The following is a 17,759-nucleotide window of genomic DNA, read 5'->3' as shown; positions in this document are numbered from 1 at the left end:
CAGTAATAAATAAGTCTAAATGATTGCGACTCGCTTCAATTACCAAAAATACTCTCACCCATTCAGTCTATTGACCAGAACCGACTGCACGACCTTTCTTAATGCGCAGTGCTATTTCATCCGGATTCGCCCGCCGGAATGACTTTAAAAACAACTCTGTCCCGTTCTTGGTCACTCTAAAGGCGGCAAACCATGCTTTGCCTTCAATCATACCAGACGCGGAAAAACTGCGTTCACGTTCATGTAAAATGACGCCATTGTCCAAGAGTTGCTGAACCTTCAAATAGTCATTCGGCTGCAGGTTCAATCCATCCAAGCCGTCCCGCTTGCGAATCTGTTTGGCAGCATCTTCCGGCGAGAACAGCGCCACCCGTGTTGTCGCGCCCATTTGTTTAGCAACGTTTTCAGGCACGATGGCAACTGGCACAAACACCTCTTTACTTGTCCCAAATGCACCACCTTGCACCTGCTTGAAGGCCTGCGAGTTCAGCATGTCATGCATGGCTGCTTTGCGAAGTGGCGCTGGCGCTGCGTCCAGTTTGCCACTGAGATGCTGTGCCAGATTGTGGGCGCGGCTCTTGCCGGGGTTGGTTTGCCAACCAGCGTCAATGCCCTCGGGCACCTGTAACACCTCGCCGGTGCGCTTGTTGGTCCATTCGCGCATTGGTACCTGTGGCGGGGTGCTCTCGCCGCCATAGCGCTCCGCCTCGCGCTTGGTGATCTGGCGCAGCCAGCAGTTGCAGCCCCAACCGTTGGGCGGGTACCACGTATCCCAAAACGGGTGATCGACCGGCAGCACCACATTTTCCTTGGCCACATGATGCGGGCGGTGCTCGCTCGCCACCCCCAGCCGATAGACAAAATAGGGCAGCGCTTTTTTGGTACGCTGCGCCCGTTGCCACTTGCCCGCGCCATAGGCGGTGCGGGTGTTGGCCCAGTAAATGGTTTTCAAACGGCGGTTGGAACCCAGCTGGACAAGTTTGCGTTCGCCGGTTTGCGGGTCGTCCATTTCCTGCTTGCCCCACCAGCCCATGGAGCGCAGTTTGGGCGCGAGCTGCTTTTTGAATGCTTCAAACGGCAGGCCCTGATCAATCGCAGCGCGGGTGGCCGTGTGAAGCTCTGTCAAAACATCCAGCTGCGTGGCTTTGGCTACCGTAAAATTAAATGCATGCTCTTGGCCGTAGATGTCGCGCCAGTCGAAACTGGCGGCAACCGTGCGGGCGTCCAGATAGGCAGCCACCTCCGGCGCTGGTCCTTGCGCAAAGCGGAATGTGTCACTCATCCGCTGCCCCGCTTATGCGTGCCTTGATAGTGGCCTGTGTCAGCGCATCTGTTAGCGGCCCCATATCCTGCTGTTGCATCAGGCTTTCAAGCGCCTTTAAAAAACCCGCGTAATCGTGGGCCTGTTCCAGCACTTTGAACACCGGATCCAGCAGCGGGTCGCCTTGCTTTTGCCAGTCGCTCAGCCCGTCTTGAATGATCGTGTCCAAGTGATCCGGGTGATCATGCATGTGTTCTTGGGCGTCAGTTTGCAGGTTCTGGCGGTTAAGTGCGGTGCTCATAGGTGGCTTATCGGCAGATTTCTGCGGTTCCTCCTTCTGTTTGACCAGGAACACGTCCTCCTCATCCTCAGGGGCACGCCAGCCGAATTTATCACGTATCTGCGAGCGCGATACGTCCAGACCATTGCTTAGCAACGTATCCAGAATTTCCACTTCGGTTTTGAGGTCTTCCGGCTCCTCAATCACCAGCTTGTAAACGGGATAGCGTTCCTGCCGCCCGAAATTGAGCATCACATAGGGTTGGATTAAATGGGTGTTAATCGAACGGGCCAGCTGCGCCGCATCTGCCGCTTTGATATCGGAGCGCACATCATCATGCACAGTTGCCTGAGACTGGGAGGAGCCATCGTCCGTGGTCATGGTTTGGCCGAGCACGGCTTTGCTGATCTGTTTGTCCAGATACTCCGCCAGCTCTTTAAACACGGCCCCGCCAGTGGATTTACTCTGGATCAGCTCCATATCCATGGTTTGCGGGATGATAGCGGCTGCATCACGGGCGATTGAGCGCACCGCCTGCAACAGCGCCCGCTTGTCCTTGTCACTGGCTTTGGCGCTGTATTTGCCAAGCCGCAGGGGTTGGCCGAAGATTTCGCAAAACGCCGCCCAGTCCTTGAGCGTGTAGCTTTTCAGCATCCATGACCAGACCGCCAACCGCGCCAGACCGCCGCGCACCGGCAGACCTGACTTGATCTTGGGCAAGTGGGTGACATACTTGAACTCTTGCAGCGCGATACCCTCTGCATTTTCATCCTGCTTGAGGCGGATTTCGCGCCGTGTTTGTTTGTCGAACTGTAGCCAGCGTGGATCCACCCAGTCAAAGGCGGCGGGTTTCCAGCGCGGGCCGGAAGTGTCCCACGTGATTTCTACCAGAGCCACCCCTTTGCCGAGCGCGTCCAGCAGGTCCATCTTCAGACCATCAAACAGCGGGTTCTCTAGTACGTCCGTGCGCACAGCCTCGGCAATCTCTTGGGCTTTTTTGTCACTGTCTTCTGCGCCGAGATCATCTTCCAGCCCTATCAGCGCAAGCTTGCGGGTTGAGAGCACGGATGCGTAATGGCCATCACGTTCTTCCATCTCCTGCGCCAACTCGAAAAATTCTGCCGGGTCATCGTCAACGGCCGCCTTCAAAATACCCGCCAGCTTTTGCGGTGTGATCGAATTGGCCACCGGCTCGCCTACGACCGATCGCACCCCTTGAGAGGTGGCGGTTGCTTGGCGCTGTGCCAGTTTTTTAGGCTTTGCAAAACGCTTTAAAGTCTTTTTTAAATCCATCAGACCAATCCACCTGTGCGCGCATTATAAAGGGTTGCCTCATCGGCCCAGTCATCGTCGTCGGTGCTGTCCAGCTCATCTCTCAGCTGCGTAATGTAGGCGTATTCGGCCACGTCCATTTCACTGGCGTATTTGGCGAGCAGCGCTGCAATTGCCCCATCGCCATGGCGTTTCTTGCCCTTTGAGGCCAGCTCCAGTGTGCGCTGGTCGCTCGGCACCTGCGGAATGCCACGCTGGGTTTTAATGGCGCGAAAATCGTTGTGGATGTCGTCATCTTTAGGAATGAAGAAATCGCCATCCTCAAACCCAGCTTTCAGAACAGGAAAATTATCGCGGTAAAAACTCTGGCTGAACAGAATGATCTCGATACAGTGTGCACCGAACTGCTGCTGGATAACCTCGGCCAGATGGGCTCCGTTGCCGCCCCCATCAAGAGCGGCTGAGGAGAACAGCGGTAAGGCATTCAGCACATAGAGCAAGATTTGCTTTTGTTGTTCGAACGGTACATTGCGCAGCTCAAGCACAAACGGTGTGCGCAGTGCCATATTGCGCTGCACTTGCAAGGGCCACAGGACAGTCAAATCGGCCACACGGGCAAAATCCAGCCCGGCATGATGGCGCAGATCCGGATCAAGCGCTGCCAGCACCGGAGCCACATGCTCTTCCAGCCAGTCGCTGGTATCAGCAATGCGCTTTTCTTCCGGCTCATGGACGAACCCGTCCGGACAGGACCAGCGCAGCACCGGCACGTCTTCCATGCGGGCGCGAATAAGCGAACTTGGCAAATAAGCGCCATCCCCTTTTGAAGGCACGCAATAAAGCTCTTCTTCTGCACCCTCGCCATAGGAGGCGATGAGGTTCTCGCGCCAGTGCGCTTCACCTTCAGCGCTCCAAGTATCACCAGTGCGCAGGCAAATGCGCTCATACAGTCCTTCCTTAAGCGCATCATCCAGATCAAAACGCAGCAGGGCGTAGGGTTTGCGTCCCGCCCTTACGTCATTCACCAGCTGGTTAAACGGGTTTTCGTCGCCATCATGAGTGGAGATAATGCACACCTTGCCGCCCCACATAAGCAGGGCAAGAGCGGCTTTTAAAAGCTCTTTTAAATCGTCGTGAAACGCGGCCTCGTCAATAATTACATAGCCCTGACGGCCACGCAATGAACGCGGTTTGGAGGAAAGCGCCACGATCTGGAAGCCGGAGGCAAAGCGGATCCGGAAGGCTTGGATATTGTTGTCCTTGCCATCCGGCAACTTGCCATCGGTAAACAAATACTCCTCGATCTCGACGGCCAGATTGTGGAAGGCACTCGCCCACTCGCCGCAGCAATCGATAAACTCGCGCGCCATTTCCAGATTAAAGCCAATGTAGTAGGTGTTCTGGCCGCTATCGGATTTTGCCGTTGCGCTGGTTAGCACCGCATCAGCCCCCAGCGCCCACGTGGCACCGGTTCGGCGTGATTTTTCAACCACTGTCACCTGATGACTGGCGGTTGCCATCAATAAGCGCTGCTGATACCCCAGCAGCACATCTGTTTGTCCCATGTCTGCCAGATTGCCGACTGCTGGGGTTACGCGCCCGCTATCAGCTCGCAGTTCGGCCCATCGCTTTGCTGTTAAGCGCTCGGCCTTCTCGATCTGTTTCTGGCGAACGGGTGCGCTCATTATTTGCCCTCCATGTCCACACCCAGAATGGCGGATTTGATGGTATTGGCCGCGTCTTTGGAAATGCCTTTTTTCTTGGCAACGCGGTCCACGGCTGCCTTCGCCTTTTCTTCAAACTCGCGCTCGACCTTGGCTCTGCGATCGGAGGAAATATGCTGGGCTGCTGTAGCCTGTTTGAGCGCTGTCGCCAGTCGCATGGCCTCAACCGGTGCAAGGCCGGTTTCGCCTGCATCGCCAAGGATTTCAAAAATCAATGTCTTGATGGCTTCCGCAGCCAAAATTGTCACCTCGTCAGAGCTTTGCGTGCCCAGATTGAGCGCCATTGCCTTGGCGATTTCGCGGGTGTTTTTTTGCCGCCTGGTCATGATTGATTGGCGTATGGAGTAGCGATTGAACGCCGATCTGGATATGGGACCGAGCGTTGGATCAATAATCTTCAACCGGCTGTTAAACTCTTCCAGAATGTCTTGCTGGGTGCGGTCGGTTTTTGCCAGCTCCTGCGCAGCCCATTCCACCACGCTTTGCGCTTCGTCCGGCAGCAGATCAATATCGGACAAACGTCCACGACTGGCACGCTCTTTTGCCATTGATCACGCCTCCGGAGAGGGGCGATCAACGCCAGTTAGCACACGGCGGCGCTCCACATGATCACGTCCTGACTGAGTGAGCTGGGCGATAAGAATAGATCCGGCGGAGCGCAATGTGAGCGCCTGTACTTCGCGCTCCAGATAGCGTAGCTGATTGTGTACATAATCGCGCGATTTCACATGGCCGAACTCCTCCAGAATTTTGGTCAGGATCGACGAATTCAAGGAATAATCCGGCTCGTTGTAAAGTGCCCGCAATACAATCAAGCGCACATCAGAATTTATTTTGTCGGCATAATTCATTTACCGCTCTCCATCAGGTGGTTTTCAATGCGCTCGGTGGTGCGCTTGATGCTCTCGAACGACGTGGCCATGGTATTGAGACCGCCGCGCACCTCGGCCAGTGTTAACTCGATCTGATGCACCGCCTCTTTGCTCGGCAAATGCTCCAGCTCGCGCTCCAATGATTTGAGCGTGCCTTCGGTTTTCACCAAACGCTCTGACAAGCGCTCAATTTTGCCGGAATTGTCACGGGCCCGGGTTTGCAACCAGCCCCAGATGGTGGTGATGATGGCGATGGTCGACAGCGATACCGCCAGCCAGTTGCGCAAGTCTTCAGCGCTCCACATTTACCGGCCTCCCTCAATCTCGAAGCGGCTCTGGCAATCAATGCAACGAATGGCACTGGGGCTCGCCGCGCGGCGACGCTTTGGAATAACCGCCTCGCAATCGACACAACGCTCGCACCCTCTGGCATCCAGCTGTTGCTGGATAGATGTAATCGCCTCGCGGGCCTCGGCTTCGACACGTTTGCGTGCCTGTTCGATCTGGGCCTCTTGGTTCACTACGCTATCTCCGGTTTGGCGATGGGAATGATCGACGAACATTGGCGGGCATAAACAGCGTTGTGGCGTTTGACGCCAATTATGGTGCCGCGCGTGTCGTCATCGTGCCAGCTGAGCGGCGTAAAAATCAGGCATTGCATGCGGGGCAAATCACGCGTCACCGGTGCGTTTGTAGCCGTCATCGTCGTACAGCCGCTCAGGATTGCGCTGCAAATCACGATCAAACTCAGTACGCGTGCGCGCGGCCAATTGCAGGTCATCGGTCATCCTTTGCAGCACCTGTGCCATCACGTGTGCCCGTGCTGCCCTGTCTGTTTGTATCTGTTTGGAATAAGCGGCCACCGCGCCCATCAATTTGACAAGCGCGGTGATGACTGCCAGCCAGCTCACGGGCTAGCCAATTTGTTTGGTGGTGAACCACGTGCGCCAGATCACCACCGCCACACCGGAGACAGCCGAAATGGAAGCGGCTATTTTGGCCTGTAACGCCGGGTCGATATCAATGCCGAACACGGTGGCAAGGCCTGCCAATGCGCCGATGGTGGCTGTCCAGTTGATTTTCGAGGCCCAAGCGGATTTGGTCGGGGTCATTTTTAAGCTCCTTTAAAGCAGAGGTTTTGGGTTTTGGTGATGGGGCCGTGTGCCAGCGGGAGGAACTGCTATTTTTGTTGCAAGGCCTGTTGCAACGCCTTGCGTGTTTGCGGACCAACGATGCCGTCGGCGATCAGACCATGCTGCTGCTGGAACGTCTTGACAGCGGACCGCGTGCGGGGGCCGAAATCGCCGTCTGGTTCGATGTTGCCAAATCCAAGCGACCGCAAACTCTGTTGCAGAACGTGAACCACATCCCCGCTGCATCCAGCGAATAGGGAGAGAACCTCGCCCGCATGGGCGGGTGCCTCTTTCTTTGCAGGATAACGCTGGCGGCTCAGATAGAAATGCGGGCCATCGCGGAATTTTGGCCAATTGCCGCCCCACTTTAGGTCAACATCCAGCTGGTCGGCCGCAGCAAACATGGCATCGGCTATGTCGCAGTAAAGCGCGAATTGCCACAATGCGCCGGTGCCGTCCTCTTCGGTTGCATAGAGATCAACCGCATGGCCGGTCAAATGCCGCGAGTTCAAGGTTCGGGTGGCCCCGCGTTTCAAAAGTTTTTTTTGCCGATCAAGCGTGCGCAGCCCTTCGCTGACCTGAAATGGCTGCTCTGTTAGTTCGCAGGCCAGCAATACGACCTGCAGTAAATCGGGGTGAATATCTTCAATTTTACGACAAGATCTGGCGGACAGTATGTTCATAGGAGCAACTCCAAACAATTGATGCTGAAACACTGCCAGTAAGAGCAAGAAAAAGGGCCGGTGACAGGTTCACCGGCCCTAAAGGCAAGGTACGAATTGCGTGATTGACATGCTTATTTCCGCTTTGGTCGCGGGTGGTGACCGGCAAACATGTCCGGCTGTTCTTGCTGTGAGCGGTTGCTCGTCCCTTTTACATGCCTGATTGCTGTGCGCCGGTTCACCCCCGTGCGCTTGGCAATTTCATTGTAGCTCAGCCCCTCCCGATCCAACCGCCGGATGGCCTGATGCCGCTCTGCAGATGACGAGAACGGCCCTAGCGGCAAATCGATATCCTCGCCGCCATAATAATCGGAGAGTAACGTTGCGTTTTTCGCGCCAATCAATCCGCACAGCCAATGATCGGGACGGAGCTGGCGTGGAATGCGAATGCGGCATCCACCCCGGTTCCGTATCAGCAGCTCAACCGCGTGTTCGGAGATACCGGCCAGCTCAACCAGTTCATTCATTTTTGGTGTAAAATAGCTGCGGTCCATCTGTAGCACTCCGCTGGAATTGGCCTTCTATGAGGCCCGCCGAATTGCGGCGCTGCCAAGGCCAGCGCGCACATCGCGCAAGCGCTCGCCAAGCGCGTTTTGCACTATAATCCACTGGCCCGGAGTGATCTGCGCTAGGCTGAGCGGCCCGACATGACCGTCGATAAACCGCATCAACCCGTCAAATGGCGATTCATCGCGCATATTCGCGGCCACCTGCAGCCGCTGGTAAATAGCGATCGCAACCTGAAATCGCGGATTGTTCATTGCAGTGGGACGGGTGGTCTCCCGGCTCCAGTCCACACCGCCATCACGCGCAAGCCACCCCTTGAGTGCTTCAACAACCCGCTTGCCATCGCGCTCATGGCTGAGCCATGTGCCGTGATCCAAACCGGTTTGCCGCTTGATAAATGTATACAAAGCGGCATCGCGTTTATCGCGCACCAGCCCTAGATTGTATCCGGCAATCCAAAGCGCCCGCGCTTTGGTCAGGTATGGTGAGGACAGGCTGGTGCGACGCGGAGCCGGACCCATGCGCTGTAAAATCACCTCATAGGTTTCGCGGTTGTGACCACGCAAACTGTCACTGCCGGTGATCTGGCGGGCCACATCACGCAAGTCGTCCTCGGCCAGTCCAAGCTGCCGGGCGCGGCCAAACAAGGCTTTTATCGACGTCATTCCACACCTCCATTTGCAATGGTTTCCACAATCACAGAGCGTTTGTCTGCCTGCAGATCCTCGTCCTCGATGTCCTCGAGCAGTTCGTTGATGGTCAAGGCCAACGCGGTGAGGCAAGGCAGCCGCATTGGACTGCGCAACCGCTTTCTCGTCTCGTCGATGCCGGTGCTGATACCACGATAAAAATCCTTGCATTGCCGCTTGGCCTCTTCCGGAATAACGACCCGATCGGAACTAACGCTCTTCATGGAAACCTCCACGCTGACGTTTAGTGATCGGCAGCGGCGGCACCGGTGCTTTGACGCCTGTCCAGCCATGGGGCAGGCCATTGCGCAGGCCGGAGGCTATTCGTGCAATGCGTCCGTACTCCGTGGCCTCACTCACCACCGTGACACTGAGTGGATAGCCGCGACGTGCCCACACATCGCGAATGAGCATGGCGTGTTGCATGGTCATGGCATCCTGATCCCGTGATAAATCACCCATCACGACCTCCTTATGCTTTCGCCAGATCAAGAGTGATCGGCTCAAATGCACCGGTGCGCTCATTGCGCTGATAGACGCGCACATAGGTGGCCGTTTCATAGGGGCGAATGGCATCGGCAATGGCGCTCATTGCTTTGCGCCAGTCCGGATCATCCAGATTGTGCTTGCGCAGCCCCATGATTTTGGCAACCGACAGATTACCCTTGCGATCGGTCTCGAATGCACTTTGCACGATAACCTTCAAATGATCGTTGGCACCCACCGACCAGCGCTTGATGCACTCGTCTATCAGCTGTTGGGCCACCTCCAGCTCAGGGCCGAACACGATGCGGTCTGTGTTCTGGATTTCCAGCTTGAGGCTCTGGTCGTAACTGGTGAGCGTCATGTTGCCCTTTTTGCCACCACGTTTGATACCGTATTCGCCTGCCAGCAGGTCTTTAAACCCCTCCGTTTCTTCAAGAACAGTGCTTTTAAACTCGGTTAAAAGCTGCGACAGCTCGGCCGCTTGGTTTGCCACGGCGCGCACCAAACCATCCTCAATCTGGTGCTCTGTTTTAATGGCACTCAGCGGCACCAAGCGGCCCTTGCCATCCTTCCACATTGCTTCTTGTTCAGTCATTTGGGCTGCTTGCTCACTCATTTGGAAACCTTTCGCTGTTTGAACTGGTGTTGTTTGAACGGGATGATCGTGGCCGCTCGCTCCGGCTCTGCCGCTGCCTTTAAAACCGGATTAAAAAGCTCTTGCAGGGAGCTGCGCGGCAGGCTTAATTCCAGCTGCGTTGCCGCGCGGGCGGCCTGCTCGCACATGTCGGAAAGATCAAGGCACAGCTCACGGCTCATCGGCACACCTGCTGCCTGTTGCAGCAGGTGCTCGCGCACATAGTTCAATGTGATGATGATTGGCACTTCCATTAACTCACCTCCAGTTTGGAATGCGGGCAGCCGGAGCGGCAGGCGCGATAGACACGCGTGCGCACGCTGCTGGTGGCGACAAAATCGCGGCTCTGGTTGTTGAGGCAGATATCGCGGGTTATTTCGCCCAGTACCGGGCACTCGACGCATTCACTGAGCAGTGCCCCGCGTACCAGTTCCTCGATGCGGCTGAGATCCCCCTTGTACGAGCGCTTTAAGGTGCCAGAGATCAGCGCGTTGGATACCCCAAGGCGCGCGGCCACTTTCACTTGGCTGGTGCGGTCACACTCGCCCGCCAGTGCGGCCACCCAATCTGGCACCGGCCGCCAATGGTCGGTGATCTGCTCGCAAAACAGTCGTGTATCGCGCGCCATCAGCTGCTCTCCTTCACGCTGATGATTTCCATAATCTTCTGGCGGTTTGGATCGTAAACGGCCTTTGTGCGCAGGATTTGCGGGGCCATCGGGCCGGTGTTCATGGCAGGTTGCAGCCGATAGCGGTAGACCCCGCGCGCGCCCTTGCGCATGGACAAATAGCCAGCGTGTTTCAGCTTCAGTAGGTATGACCGGACGGTTGCCGGTGTGGGCTGGTATTCTTCTATCGATGCGGCGATGCGCAGCTCGTCCGGGGTAAACCAGCCGAGTTGCCGAATGGCATTCCAGAGGCATTGTTGCCCGCTGGTAGGCAGCACTGTTCCGTCGCGCCGGATGCGTGGGTAGTTGAGCTGTCGGCGGAGCAAGCGGTAGCCCTCAACATCCCCAAAGCTGCTGGCAACCTCAAGATATCCAGCAATGCGCAAACGGCCAATGTAGTCTGCGACCTCGGAATACGCTCCGCGCGCGCACTTGCGAGCCACATCCTCAGCGGTAAACACCTTCTGCTTCCCGCTCAATTCCTTGATCACGTCCCAGTAGTACTGAAAGCCTCGATTTACCCGAGCGACTGCCGGATCCAGCTGCAAGATCTTGCTCATTTGCCCAGCCTCCGAGTTGCCGGAGACGCGCCGGAAATGATTTTGCCGGTGTAGTCAGTGCTATCTATGCGCTCCAATCCGGCATTGGTGGCAAATTCACGTACCGCCACCAGCGTGGTGGCAATGCGCCTTGCCCTGCCATGGGTTTCATCGCAAATGCGCTGCGCCAGATCCTCCATGATCTGTAGTTTTGGCGCGTAGCATCGCGCCAAAGCCATCGTGTCATCCAGATCACAAGGCAGTGCGCCGACAAAATCCAGAACACGATTATGTGCCCGCTCGTATTGTTCCAGTTTTTGCGGCAACAGCTCTTCGCCCAGCAGCAACACAGGCGCTTGGCTGTGCTCTTGGATCTCGCGCACCAGCTCCACCAGTTTTTTCTCAATCAGCTTATCCGCTTCATCAATGATCAGCGGCTGGTGCGGGTTGTCTGAAAGCAGGTGAATGGCCTGTTCGGTGAGATCGGCAATGGTGCCGCGCGGTTTTTGTACGCCCAGCTCCATCAGGATTGCCGAGACCATTTTCTTTTTCGTCCAGCTATCAGCAATTTCGATGCGTGTGGCACCGGTTTTGTTCTGGACGAAAATGCTCGACTGGGTTTTGCCAAACCCCGATGGGCCATAAAAGACACCAAAGCCGGGTAAGCTAAAATCACGGTCAATCAGCTTATTCGCCAGTTGCATGGCTAGAGCGACATTTTTAAGCGGTGCAAAGCCGCCATTGACAACATTCCGGTTACCTGTCATGTTTTAGTCCTCAATTGTAGATTGGCCGCTTTCGAGCGGTCTTTTTTTGGGAAGGTCTAGCCCTCCAGAAAACTCTCCCCGAACTCGTCAGCCATGATTTTCATGGATTTGTATTCCGCACCCTCGCGATATCCGGCCAGCCAGCGGGCATCTGCCTCGCTCAGCGGATCACCTGCGCTAATACGTTTTTCCAAGGCTAGTGCGCGGCGATAACGGTCGAACTGGCTCTCTGCCTTAATGGGGCGGGTGTTTGTGGCCGTGCTTGGCTTTGTCTGCGCTTGGCTTGGTGTCTTTGGTGGCTGGGCAGGCTGCGTTGTCTCACTATCCAGCTCGGCTTTTATTTGCGCCATCACATCATCCAGCCCGTCCGGCAGTTCCGGCTGGGTGAGTTTTGTCACCTCGCCAGCGGCGGACAGCATCGGTGTGCTGTGTGTCTCGCTTGGTTTTGGGAAGGCTGTGACGTTGCTTTGGCCCTGTTCCAGCACCGCGTTCAACACATCACGCGGGCCGATCTTGCGCATCTGGCGACGCATGGAGGTGATCTGTTCTTCCTCCAGCGCTTTTTGCATTTTGCGCACATGCGCGATGGTTTTGACCGGATCCAGCCCAGCCAGCACCGGTGCAAAGGCATGGCCGAGGAACTGCTCGCCGTCATCTGAAAACACAAACAGCTTGCCCAGATCACGTGGGTCTTGGCGGCAGAACACCCGCTCGCCCACCATCACGTTGCCAATCAGATAGTGCTCGTTGTTGCAGCGGATGCCCGATTTTGTCACTGTGCGGATGCCATTGCCGCTGGCAATTGGCGCAAGCAGCACGTTTAGTGCGGTTTCATCGACGGTTTTAATGGAGCCGGTGTATTGCTGTGCCTTGGTAAATGGCGTGCAGCCCAATGCGCCGTGACGATTGTGCTCGTAGACGGTCTCCACCCATTGGTTGGATGCCTCCTGTAACTCTTGCGGGGATAGGTCGACCGCGAATATCTCGGCATCCGATGTGCCGAGCCGATCGGAAAACCTCTTGCGCGATTCAATGACAGTGCGGTCCGCAACGCTGTGCCCCACATAGCCGGGCAGTAACTCGGCAAAGCCGCGCTGCCATGTTCCGATAAACCGCTCCACGTGCGGTTTTTGCTCGGGGCTGTAGGCATCACAGGTCAGCACCTCAACGCCAAGGGCGGCGAACAGCCGCTCTGTCTGTTTGGCAACAAAGTCGCTACCATTATCGGTTTTAACAGCCTCTGGCACACCCCATTTTGCAATGGCATCACGAATGAGCACACCCACAGCGTCTGCGCGCGGGGTTTGTGTCACCAGTACCAATGCGCGGCGCGAGAATACGTCAACGCAGGCGTAGATATGCCAGCGCCCCTCGGTGGTCATAACATCGGCGGGCGATGCATCAATTTCCCATAGCTGGTTCAGGCGGTGGATATTGGCGCTGGCACCACCAGCGGCCACCATGCGCACACTGCCCTTGTATTTATCGGGGTTGGTGAGGCGTAGCAACTCGTTGGCGTGCTCCTGTTTCCATGCCTTGATATGATGCTGGAAGGTGCGCAGCGGCGGGCAGGCAACGGTTTTGACCTCGCCAGAACTGGCAACCAGCTCGAAGCTCTCGCCAAACTTGGCAATCACAGCGGCGCGTATCGGTTTGCAGCTCAGGTGCGGCTGTTTGGCGATCAACCCGAGAATGAACTGTTTGACAGCACCGCTATGCGCCGCCTCCAGAACGCCTGTTTGTGCACGCGACAGCTTTTTGGTGCTGGCAAGGGATGAAAAATCACCGTTTTCCATAGCTGCACGCCAATTGTAAGCGGCAGATTTTTTGAAGCTGGGGATTGTGTCCTTCACCCAGTTTGCAATTTTAATTTCGCCTGCGTTGTATTGATCCGAAACGACGCGCAGAGCCTTGGAGAAACTGCATGCACGGTCGTTTTGGTAGGACTGAATTGCAGACAATATGGCCAGTCTGGCATCCAGATCGCGTCGCTCAACTGAAGTGTTGGCTGCATCTTGCTTGTAAGATATTTGTTCGCTGGTTTCATTTAGCGGTGCGCTGTTAATCCGGTCCATCGCTGCACGCGCTGCCAGCGCATCCTGTGCCAGCTGCGGGAGTAAACTCAGATGGATTTCACGAGCCCCGCCACGCCCGGCCCTTCGGCGATACCTGTCCGGTGCCGCAGCCCAGTTCATTTCAGTGGCACAGCGGGAAATTGCTGCTGCGGATGCAAGACCGGGCAATCTCGCCTCAATAAGCTCGTTTGTGCTCCACCACTGCTTCATTGACCGCTCCCCTGATAGGTCGCGTCTGCGCGGGCTATTTCACTTTCAAGCGCTTTTAATCGCTCTTTAAGCAGCTCACGTTCCAGCAGCGCGCGCTGCTTCTCGTTGATGATTGAGTAGCCAAACAGTGATGGTAGAAACCGGATTAGGCTGATTGCGTCTGTTGCATGAATGAAAGCGGCTAAACGGGGGAGAGACATTTGCTTGTCGCCAGCAGAAGGCGCGGCATACTGGTTAAGCAGCGCTTCGCTGATCTTTACACCCAAGTATAGTGACATTTGGTGAGCGATCTCAGCGCGGCTTAGAGGGCTGTTTTGCATGGCCTCGCTAAGTTGCTGCTTAAGCACTGCACTAACCTCAGTGCCCATAATAGGAGGGCGTCTGTCTCCGAGGTCGTCAATACCCCATGTATCGCTTAGTTCATTCATAGGGCATCTCCACATTGCGATGCACTACGTTTGTGGTTGCTACATAGTTTTGTAGCTACACAATCAGAGGCAGTTTGACATTGTGAAACGCACCTGTTTTGCGTAGCTTTCCCTTGTCGAACGTGTCTAGTTCCTGTGCAATCGTAGCGGTCAGGCCAAATCTCATGGCCACAATAGCCAGTTGCGGCGATAATTAGGGCCTCGCCGAGCAGTGTCGGGCGACAAAAGGCACCTCGACAAAGAGACTCAGAGTAACCGGCATCACGGGCCAAGCTCGTTAGCGTGCGGTTTTGCGATGCAAGTTTTCTCTGAACGTCAAATTTATCGCGGGCCGGTTTGTTCATAACTGCGCTCATTTGTTTACGTATGTGACGAACCTAACAGTCATTTGACTGGTATGGCAAGCGCAATATTGGAGCTTCTGATGGCAAACGACCTATCACTAGGGCAGAGACTGGCATTGGCACGCGAGCCACGCTCACGCAGATCAACCGCTTTACTGTTCAATGTTGCGGAGTCGACCCTTGCAAATTACGAGCAGGATAAGCGCCAACCTCCGGCAGATCTCTTGGCTGGATATGCAGAGCAATTCGGGACAGACATGAACTGGCTGATAACCGGCGAGGAGAGTTCATCGCAGATAGCTCAGGGCCACCTAAATGAGCCTGTTTTTAAACTGGTCGTAGAGGTTGTTTTGGGAGAACTCAAATCGCGGAAATCTTTGAATGAATACCCCTCCAGTCAGGTGGGTGGTGTTCTGGCCAGTGCCTATCATCTGGCACTGAGCAAGGCGGATCCCGAGGGCAATGTCGCTAAGAGCAAACTCAATACGCTGCCAGATGTTATCGCATTCCTGTTAGACTGAGAAATACCGAACGCGGCAGTGTTTCATTCAATCGGCTGACCGCAGCGCTTAGTCTGATGATAACGCTGTTAGTATTTTGTGGGAAATTTACCCGCCATTTAACTAGCATTGAAAAGTCATTCAACTGTTGATAACTAAGCATATGTGTAGTTATTGGACGGAGTTTGACCGCATGGATTTTGATTTACTCGTTGCTGACTGCTCGAATTTGGGAATCGAATACGTCGCGTATGGCTGCCTAAGCGGGCATGTTAGCGCTGACCATCACACGCCAGCGGTCCTGCTCAATTACCCAGCTGAGTGGGTGGATGAGTATTTTTCGCAGGGGCTGGCAGATAATGACCCGGTTGTTAGAAACACTCTATCTGCTGGGCGTCCGCTATGTTGGCATGAGCTGGCCACCTGTAAGGATGAGCGAAATGTCTTGCAGGCCGCAGCAGCTCATGGACTACGGCATGGTTTCGCCATGCCGATCCTCGGTCCCGGCGGAGCAAGGTTTTGCCTATCGTTCGGTGCCTCGAGTGCACTAGATAGCAAGCAGACCTATCAAGCTATCGGTTTGGGGGCCATGTTCCACGCTAAAGCGCTGGCGTCGTTTGATGGCGAGTTATTCGCGCACCCTTTACAAGAAATTACTCGTAAGCAACAAAGAATTCTGCACCACTTGGCACAGGGCGCAAGCGGCGATGAGATCGCCGATGCTCTTGGGATAACGCGTGATGGTGTGAACTTTCACCTCAGAAAAATATACTCCAAGCTATCCAAGGGTAATGCCGCTGCAGCTATAGCGGCGGCCACGCGTCTGGGGATCGCCTGATGTCACCCTACCAATAGATGTTTTTGCTTGCTGTATTCCCTGCGATTAGGGAGGGAATATGCGCGTATCTGTTACAAATTGGAGACTGGCGGCAACGGGCTGCCAAGCGTGGGCGGCCCAGCATAAACTTCGGTCTGAGGGGTTCATTAATAGGCTGGCCTATGATCAAAAATCCAAAGGGCAAGTGCGTATTTGCAATGGCTGGGAATTTGATCAATACGACACACCAGAGGCAGATTATGTGGTTGTGTTGAAAGAGGGCGAAGCTATTGCCTGCTGCCGACTAATCAGCTGCGCGTCACCTACAATGCTCTATGATCTATGGCTTAAGAAATCCTCAAAGTTACCTCCAAACCGCAGCCGGATTATTGAGGCCAGCAGAATTTGCACGGCACGAAGCTTGACTGCTATAGAGCGCGGGAGGGCGCTGGACCTACTAATCCATAAAAGTCTGATAGGCGCTCGTGAGCGAGGTGGTGCGTATATTCTCGGCGTGATGCACCCCCTGATTATGAAGTCACTCCTAGCGCCACGACACGTGCCGTTTGACGCAAATGCAGAATGGATGGTTGATCAGCAACGCTGCATAATTGGATTGATTAATGTGAATGACGCTCTTGATAAATTTAAACCCGCATTTGAGCTGGCTTAAATTATCAGCTGCAAATACCGCGAAATGCGCGACGCATTGTTTTCCATTACGAACTTGCGCATTTTCCATTACGAACTTGCGCGCTACAATTTGTTCGCAGTGTGTTCGAAACACGCTGTCTAACATCAACTCTCACACTCGCTCTGCTTCTCAATTTAGCTGAGATAGAGTTAACCTTGAGGCCAGCTCACGCCATCAAATGAGCAAACCGCATGCCCCACTAATCCAAATGGCGTTGTCACGTAAACTTTGGCACCAGCCTGAAGAGATAGCGATTGGCGTATGACGCCATCATCGATTAGCTACAAGCGGCACCGCTTTCCGCCGCAGATCATTGCTCACATGGTTTGGCTCTACTGTCGCTTTTCCCTAAGCCCACGTGAAGTGGAGGACATGCTGCTGGAGCGCGGGATTGATGTCCCTTATGAAACCGTTGGCCGATGGTGCAATAAGTTTGGATCGGCTTACAGTCGTCAATTGCGGCGTAAGAAAGCCTGTGCGAATGATGTCTGGCTGTTGGACGAAATGATGATCCTGATCCAAGGCAAACACTATTATCTGTGGCGCGCCGTTGACCAGAATGGCTATGTTCTCGACGAAATCCTGCAAAAACGGCGCAATACCAAGGCTGCCAAGCGGTTGCTTACCCGTTTCCTGACAAAGCAGGGCATGGCACCTAAGCTGATCGTCACTGACAAACTGTTTTTTACGGGGCCGCGAAACGCAAGGTCATGCCCAATGTTGAACATTGGTCCCACAAGGGCCTCAACAATCGTGCCGAGAACTACCATGTCCCATTGTGAAAACGGGAGCGGGCCATGCAGATATTCAAGCCACCGGGACAGCTTCAAAGGTTTCTGGCAGTCTTCTCTGGCCTACGCAATCTGTTTGTCCCCCTCACAACCCACGCTCCGCATTCGACATTCACCTACATCATCTCAGCGCCTTCGCCCAATGGAAAACCGCTACCATGATTGATGCCTTGTATTGACCCAGTGCATTCCTGCTCATGCTACAGTGAGGAAAATGGTAGCGATGAGTGAGACATTGGAAGACGGTTTCAAGCGTTGGACAGCGAAGCGCAAATCGGCGCTTGTTATTGAGATCCTGCAGGGCAAGACGACGGTGGCCGAGGCTAGCCGTTCTTACGACCTGTCCC

The 17,759-nt window shown here is 55.0% G+C and carries 26 protein-coding genes and 1 pseudogene; 4 read left to right on the top strand and 23 right to left on the bottom strand.

The features are described 5' to 3' along the window. Positions 1–67: 67 nt before the first annotated feature. From AYK82_RS14390 to AYK82_RS18650, 23 genes are all read right to left on the bottom strand, one after another. Positions 68–1,282 carry a phage head morphogenesis protein gene (locus AYK82_RS14390; protein ID WP_068317492.1) on the bottom strand — a complete coding sequence of 405 codons (1,215 nt, stop codon included), beginning with the start codon at positions 1,280–1,282 and terminating at the stop codon, positions 68–70. After that, complete coding sequence (locus tag AYK82_RS14385; protein WP_068317490.1) at positions 1,275–2,834, bottom strand: DUF935 domain-containing protein; 1,560 nt, start codon at positions 2,832–2,834, stop codon at positions 1,275–1,277. Before AYK82_RS14385 ends, AYK82_RS14390 begins: the two co-directional genes overlap by 8 nt. After that, positions 2,834–4,498 (bottom strand): terminase large subunit domain-containing protein, encoded by a 1,665-nt coding sequence (locus tag AYK82_RS14380; RefSeq protein ID WP_068317485.1) that lies wholly within the window; start codon positions 4,496–4,498, stop codon positions 2,834–2,836. Before AYK82_RS14380 ends, AYK82_RS14385 begins: the two co-directional genes overlap by 1 nt. Then, the gene (locus AYK82_RS14375) at positions 4,498–5,085 is read right to left on the bottom strand and encodes a DUF3486 family protein (protein WP_068087433.1); all 588 of its coding nucleotides are present in this window, start codon (positions 5,083–5,085) and stop codon (positions 4,498–4,500) included. Before AYK82_RS14375 ends, AYK82_RS14380 begins: the two co-directional genes overlap by 1 nt. A gap of 3 nt (positions 5,086–5,088) precedes the next feature. Next, entirely contained in the window at positions 5,089–5,388 is a 300-nt protein-coding gene (locus AYK82_RS14370) for a VpaChn25_0724 family phage protein (protein WP_068317481.1), read from the bottom strand. After that, positions 5,385–5,714 (bottom strand): DUF2730 family protein, encoded by a 330-nt coding sequence (locus AYK82_RS14365; protein ID WP_068087427.1) that lies wholly within the window; start codon positions 5,712–5,714, stop codon positions 5,385–5,387. Before AYK82_RS14365 ends, AYK82_RS14370 begins: the two co-directional genes overlap by 4 nt. Then, positions 5,715–5,930 (bottom strand): TraR/DksA C4-type zinc finger protein, encoded by a 216-nt coding sequence (locus AYK82_RS14360; protein ID WP_068087425.1) that lies wholly within the window; start codon positions 5,928–5,930, stop codon positions 5,715–5,717. Beyond that, positions 5,930–6,070 carry a hypothetical protein gene (locus tag AYK82_RS18135; RefSeq protein WP_172795248.1) on the bottom strand — a complete coding sequence of 47 codons (141 nt, stop codon included), beginning with the start codon at positions 6,068–6,070 and terminating at the stop codon, positions 5,930–5,932. The genes AYK82_RS14360 and AYK82_RS18135 overlap by 1 nt, the downstream gene beginning before the upstream one ends. 10 nt (positions 6,071–6,080) lie before the next feature. After that, positions 6,081–6,320, bottom strand: a complete 240-nt coding sequence (locus AYK82_RS14355; protein WP_068317477.1) for a hypothetical protein — start codon at positions 6,318–6,320, stop codon at positions 6,081–6,083. Between the two features lie 3 nt (positions 6,321–6,323). Beyond that, the gene (locus AYK82_RS14350; protein WP_068317475.1) at positions 6,324–6,521 is read right to left on the bottom strand and encodes a hypothetical protein; all 198 of its coding nucleotides are present in this window, start codon (positions 6,519–6,521) and stop codon (positions 6,324–6,326) included. Between the two features lie 68 nt (positions 6,522–6,589). Further along, positions 6,590–7,225, bottom strand: coding sequence for a peptidoglycan-binding protein (locus tag AYK82_RS18245; protein WP_208976511.1), 636 nt, complete (start codon positions 7,223–7,225; stop codon positions 6,590–6,592). A gap of 113 nt (positions 7,226–7,338) precedes the next feature. Continuing rightward, the gene (locus AYK82_RS14340; protein WP_068317472.1) at positions 7,339–7,758 is read right to left on the bottom strand and encodes a helix-turn-helix domain-containing protein; all 420 of its coding nucleotides are present in this window, start codon (positions 7,756–7,758) and stop codon (positions 7,339–7,341) included. Positions 7,759–7,785: 27 nt separating this feature from the next. Next, positions 7,786–8,436, bottom strand: coding sequence for a regulatory protein GemA (locus AYK82_RS14335; RefSeq protein ID WP_068317469.1), 651 nt, complete (start codon positions 8,434–8,436; stop codon positions 7,786–7,788). Further along, positions 8,433–8,684, bottom strand: coding sequence for a hypothetical protein (locus AYK82_RS18130; protein ID WP_068317466.1), 252 nt, complete (start codon positions 8,682–8,684; stop codon positions 8,433–8,435). The genes AYK82_RS14335 and AYK82_RS18130 overlap by 4 nt, the downstream gene beginning before the upstream one ends. Then, the gene (locus tag AYK82_RS14325; protein WP_068317463.1) at positions 8,671–8,922 is read right to left on the bottom strand and encodes a hypothetical protein; all 252 of its coding nucleotides are present in this window, start codon (positions 8,920–8,922) and stop codon (positions 8,671–8,673) included. Before AYK82_RS14325 ends, AYK82_RS18130 begins: the two co-directional genes overlap by 14 nt. A 10-nt stretch (positions 8,923–8,932) precedes the next feature. After that, entirely contained in the window at positions 8,933–9,562 is a 630-nt protein-coding gene (locus tag AYK82_RS14320) for a DUF3164 family protein (RefSeq protein ID WP_068317460.1), read from the bottom strand. Next, positions 9,559–9,834 carry a hypothetical protein gene (locus AYK82_RS14315; protein WP_068317456.1) on the bottom strand — a complete coding sequence of 92 codons (276 nt, stop codon included), beginning with the start codon at positions 9,832–9,834 and terminating at the stop codon, positions 9,559–9,561. The genes AYK82_RS14320 and AYK82_RS14315 overlap by 4 nt, the downstream gene beginning before the upstream one ends. Further along, positions 9,834–10,208 carry a hypothetical protein gene (locus AYK82_RS14310; protein ID WP_068317453.1) on the bottom strand — a complete coding sequence of 125 codons (375 nt, stop codon included), beginning with the start codon at positions 10,206–10,208 and terminating at the stop codon, positions 9,834–9,836. Before AYK82_RS14310 ends, AYK82_RS14315 begins: the two co-directional genes overlap by 1 nt. Then, complete coding sequence (locus AYK82_RS14305; protein ID WP_068317450.1) at positions 10,208–10,807, bottom strand: hypothetical protein; 600 nt, start codon at positions 10,805–10,807, stop codon at positions 10,208–10,210. The genes AYK82_RS14310 and AYK82_RS14305 overlap by 1 nt, the downstream gene beginning before the upstream one ends. Continuing rightward, positions 10,804–11,553: an AAA family ATPase gene (locus AYK82_RS14300; RefSeq protein WP_068317447.1), complete on the bottom strand. Its 750-nt coding sequence runs from the start codon at positions 11,551–11,553 to the stop codon at positions 10,804–10,806. The genes AYK82_RS14305 and AYK82_RS14300 overlap by 4 nt, the downstream gene beginning before the upstream one ends. A 56-nt stretch (positions 11,554–11,609) precedes the next feature. Next, positions 11,610–13,838, bottom strand: a complete 2,229-nt coding sequence (locus AYK82_RS14295; RefSeq protein WP_068317443.1) for a DDE-type integrase/transposase/recombinase — start codon at positions 13,836–13,838, stop codon at positions 11,610–11,612. Continuing rightward, on the bottom strand, positions 13,835–14,266 hold the full coding sequence (locus tag AYK82_RS14290) for a hypothetical protein (RefSeq protein ID WP_068317440.1): 432 nt from the start codon (positions 14,264–14,266) through the stop codon (positions 13,835–13,837). The genes AYK82_RS14295 and AYK82_RS14290 overlap by 4 nt, the downstream gene beginning before the upstream one ends. Next, entirely contained in the window at positions 14,263–14,610 is a 348-nt protein-coding gene (locus AYK82_RS18650; protein WP_172795247.1) for a helix-turn-helix domain-containing protein, read from the bottom strand. The genes AYK82_RS14290 and AYK82_RS18650 overlap by 4 nt, the downstream gene beginning before the upstream one ends. Positions 14,611–14,690: 80 nt before the next feature. Here AYK82_RS18650 and AYK82_RS14285 point away from each other — a divergent pair, with 80 nt between their 5' ends. The 4 genes and pseudogenes from AYK82_RS14285 (at position 14,691) to AYK82_RS14270 (ending at position 17,591) form a co-directional block, all read left to right on the top strand. Beyond that, on the top strand, positions 14,691–15,131 hold the full coding sequence (locus AYK82_RS14285; protein WP_068317434.1) for a helix-turn-helix domain-containing protein: 441 nt from the start codon (positions 14,691–14,693) through the stop codon (positions 15,129–15,131). A 172-nt stretch (positions 15,132–15,303) separates the two neighbouring features. Beyond that, the gene (locus tag AYK82_RS14280) at positions 15,304–15,948 is read left to right on the top strand and encodes an autoinducer binding domain-containing protein (protein WP_172795246.1); all 645 of its coding nucleotides are present in this window, start codon (positions 15,304–15,306) and stop codon (positions 15,946–15,948) included. A gap of 58 nt (positions 15,949–16,006) precedes the next feature. Continuing rightward, positions 16,007–16,600: an acyl-homoserine-lactone synthase gene (locus AYK82_RS14275; protein ID WP_068317424.1), complete on the top strand. Its 594-nt coding sequence runs from the start codon at positions 16,007–16,009 to the stop codon at positions 16,598–16,600. 282 nt (positions 16,601–16,882) lie between these two features. Beyond that, positions 16,883–17,591: pseudogene (locus tag AYK82_RS14270) on the top strand (IS6 family transposase). Positions 17,592–17,759 lie beyond the last annotated feature (168 nt).

Source organism: Polycladidibacter hongkongensis (assembly GCF_001561995.1).
GTDB lineage: Bacteria > Pseudomonadota > Alphaproteobacteria > Rhizobiales > Stappiaceae > Pseudovibrio > Pseudovibrio hongkongensis.
This window is presented reverse-complemented; position numbering and strand designations above follow the sequence as displayed.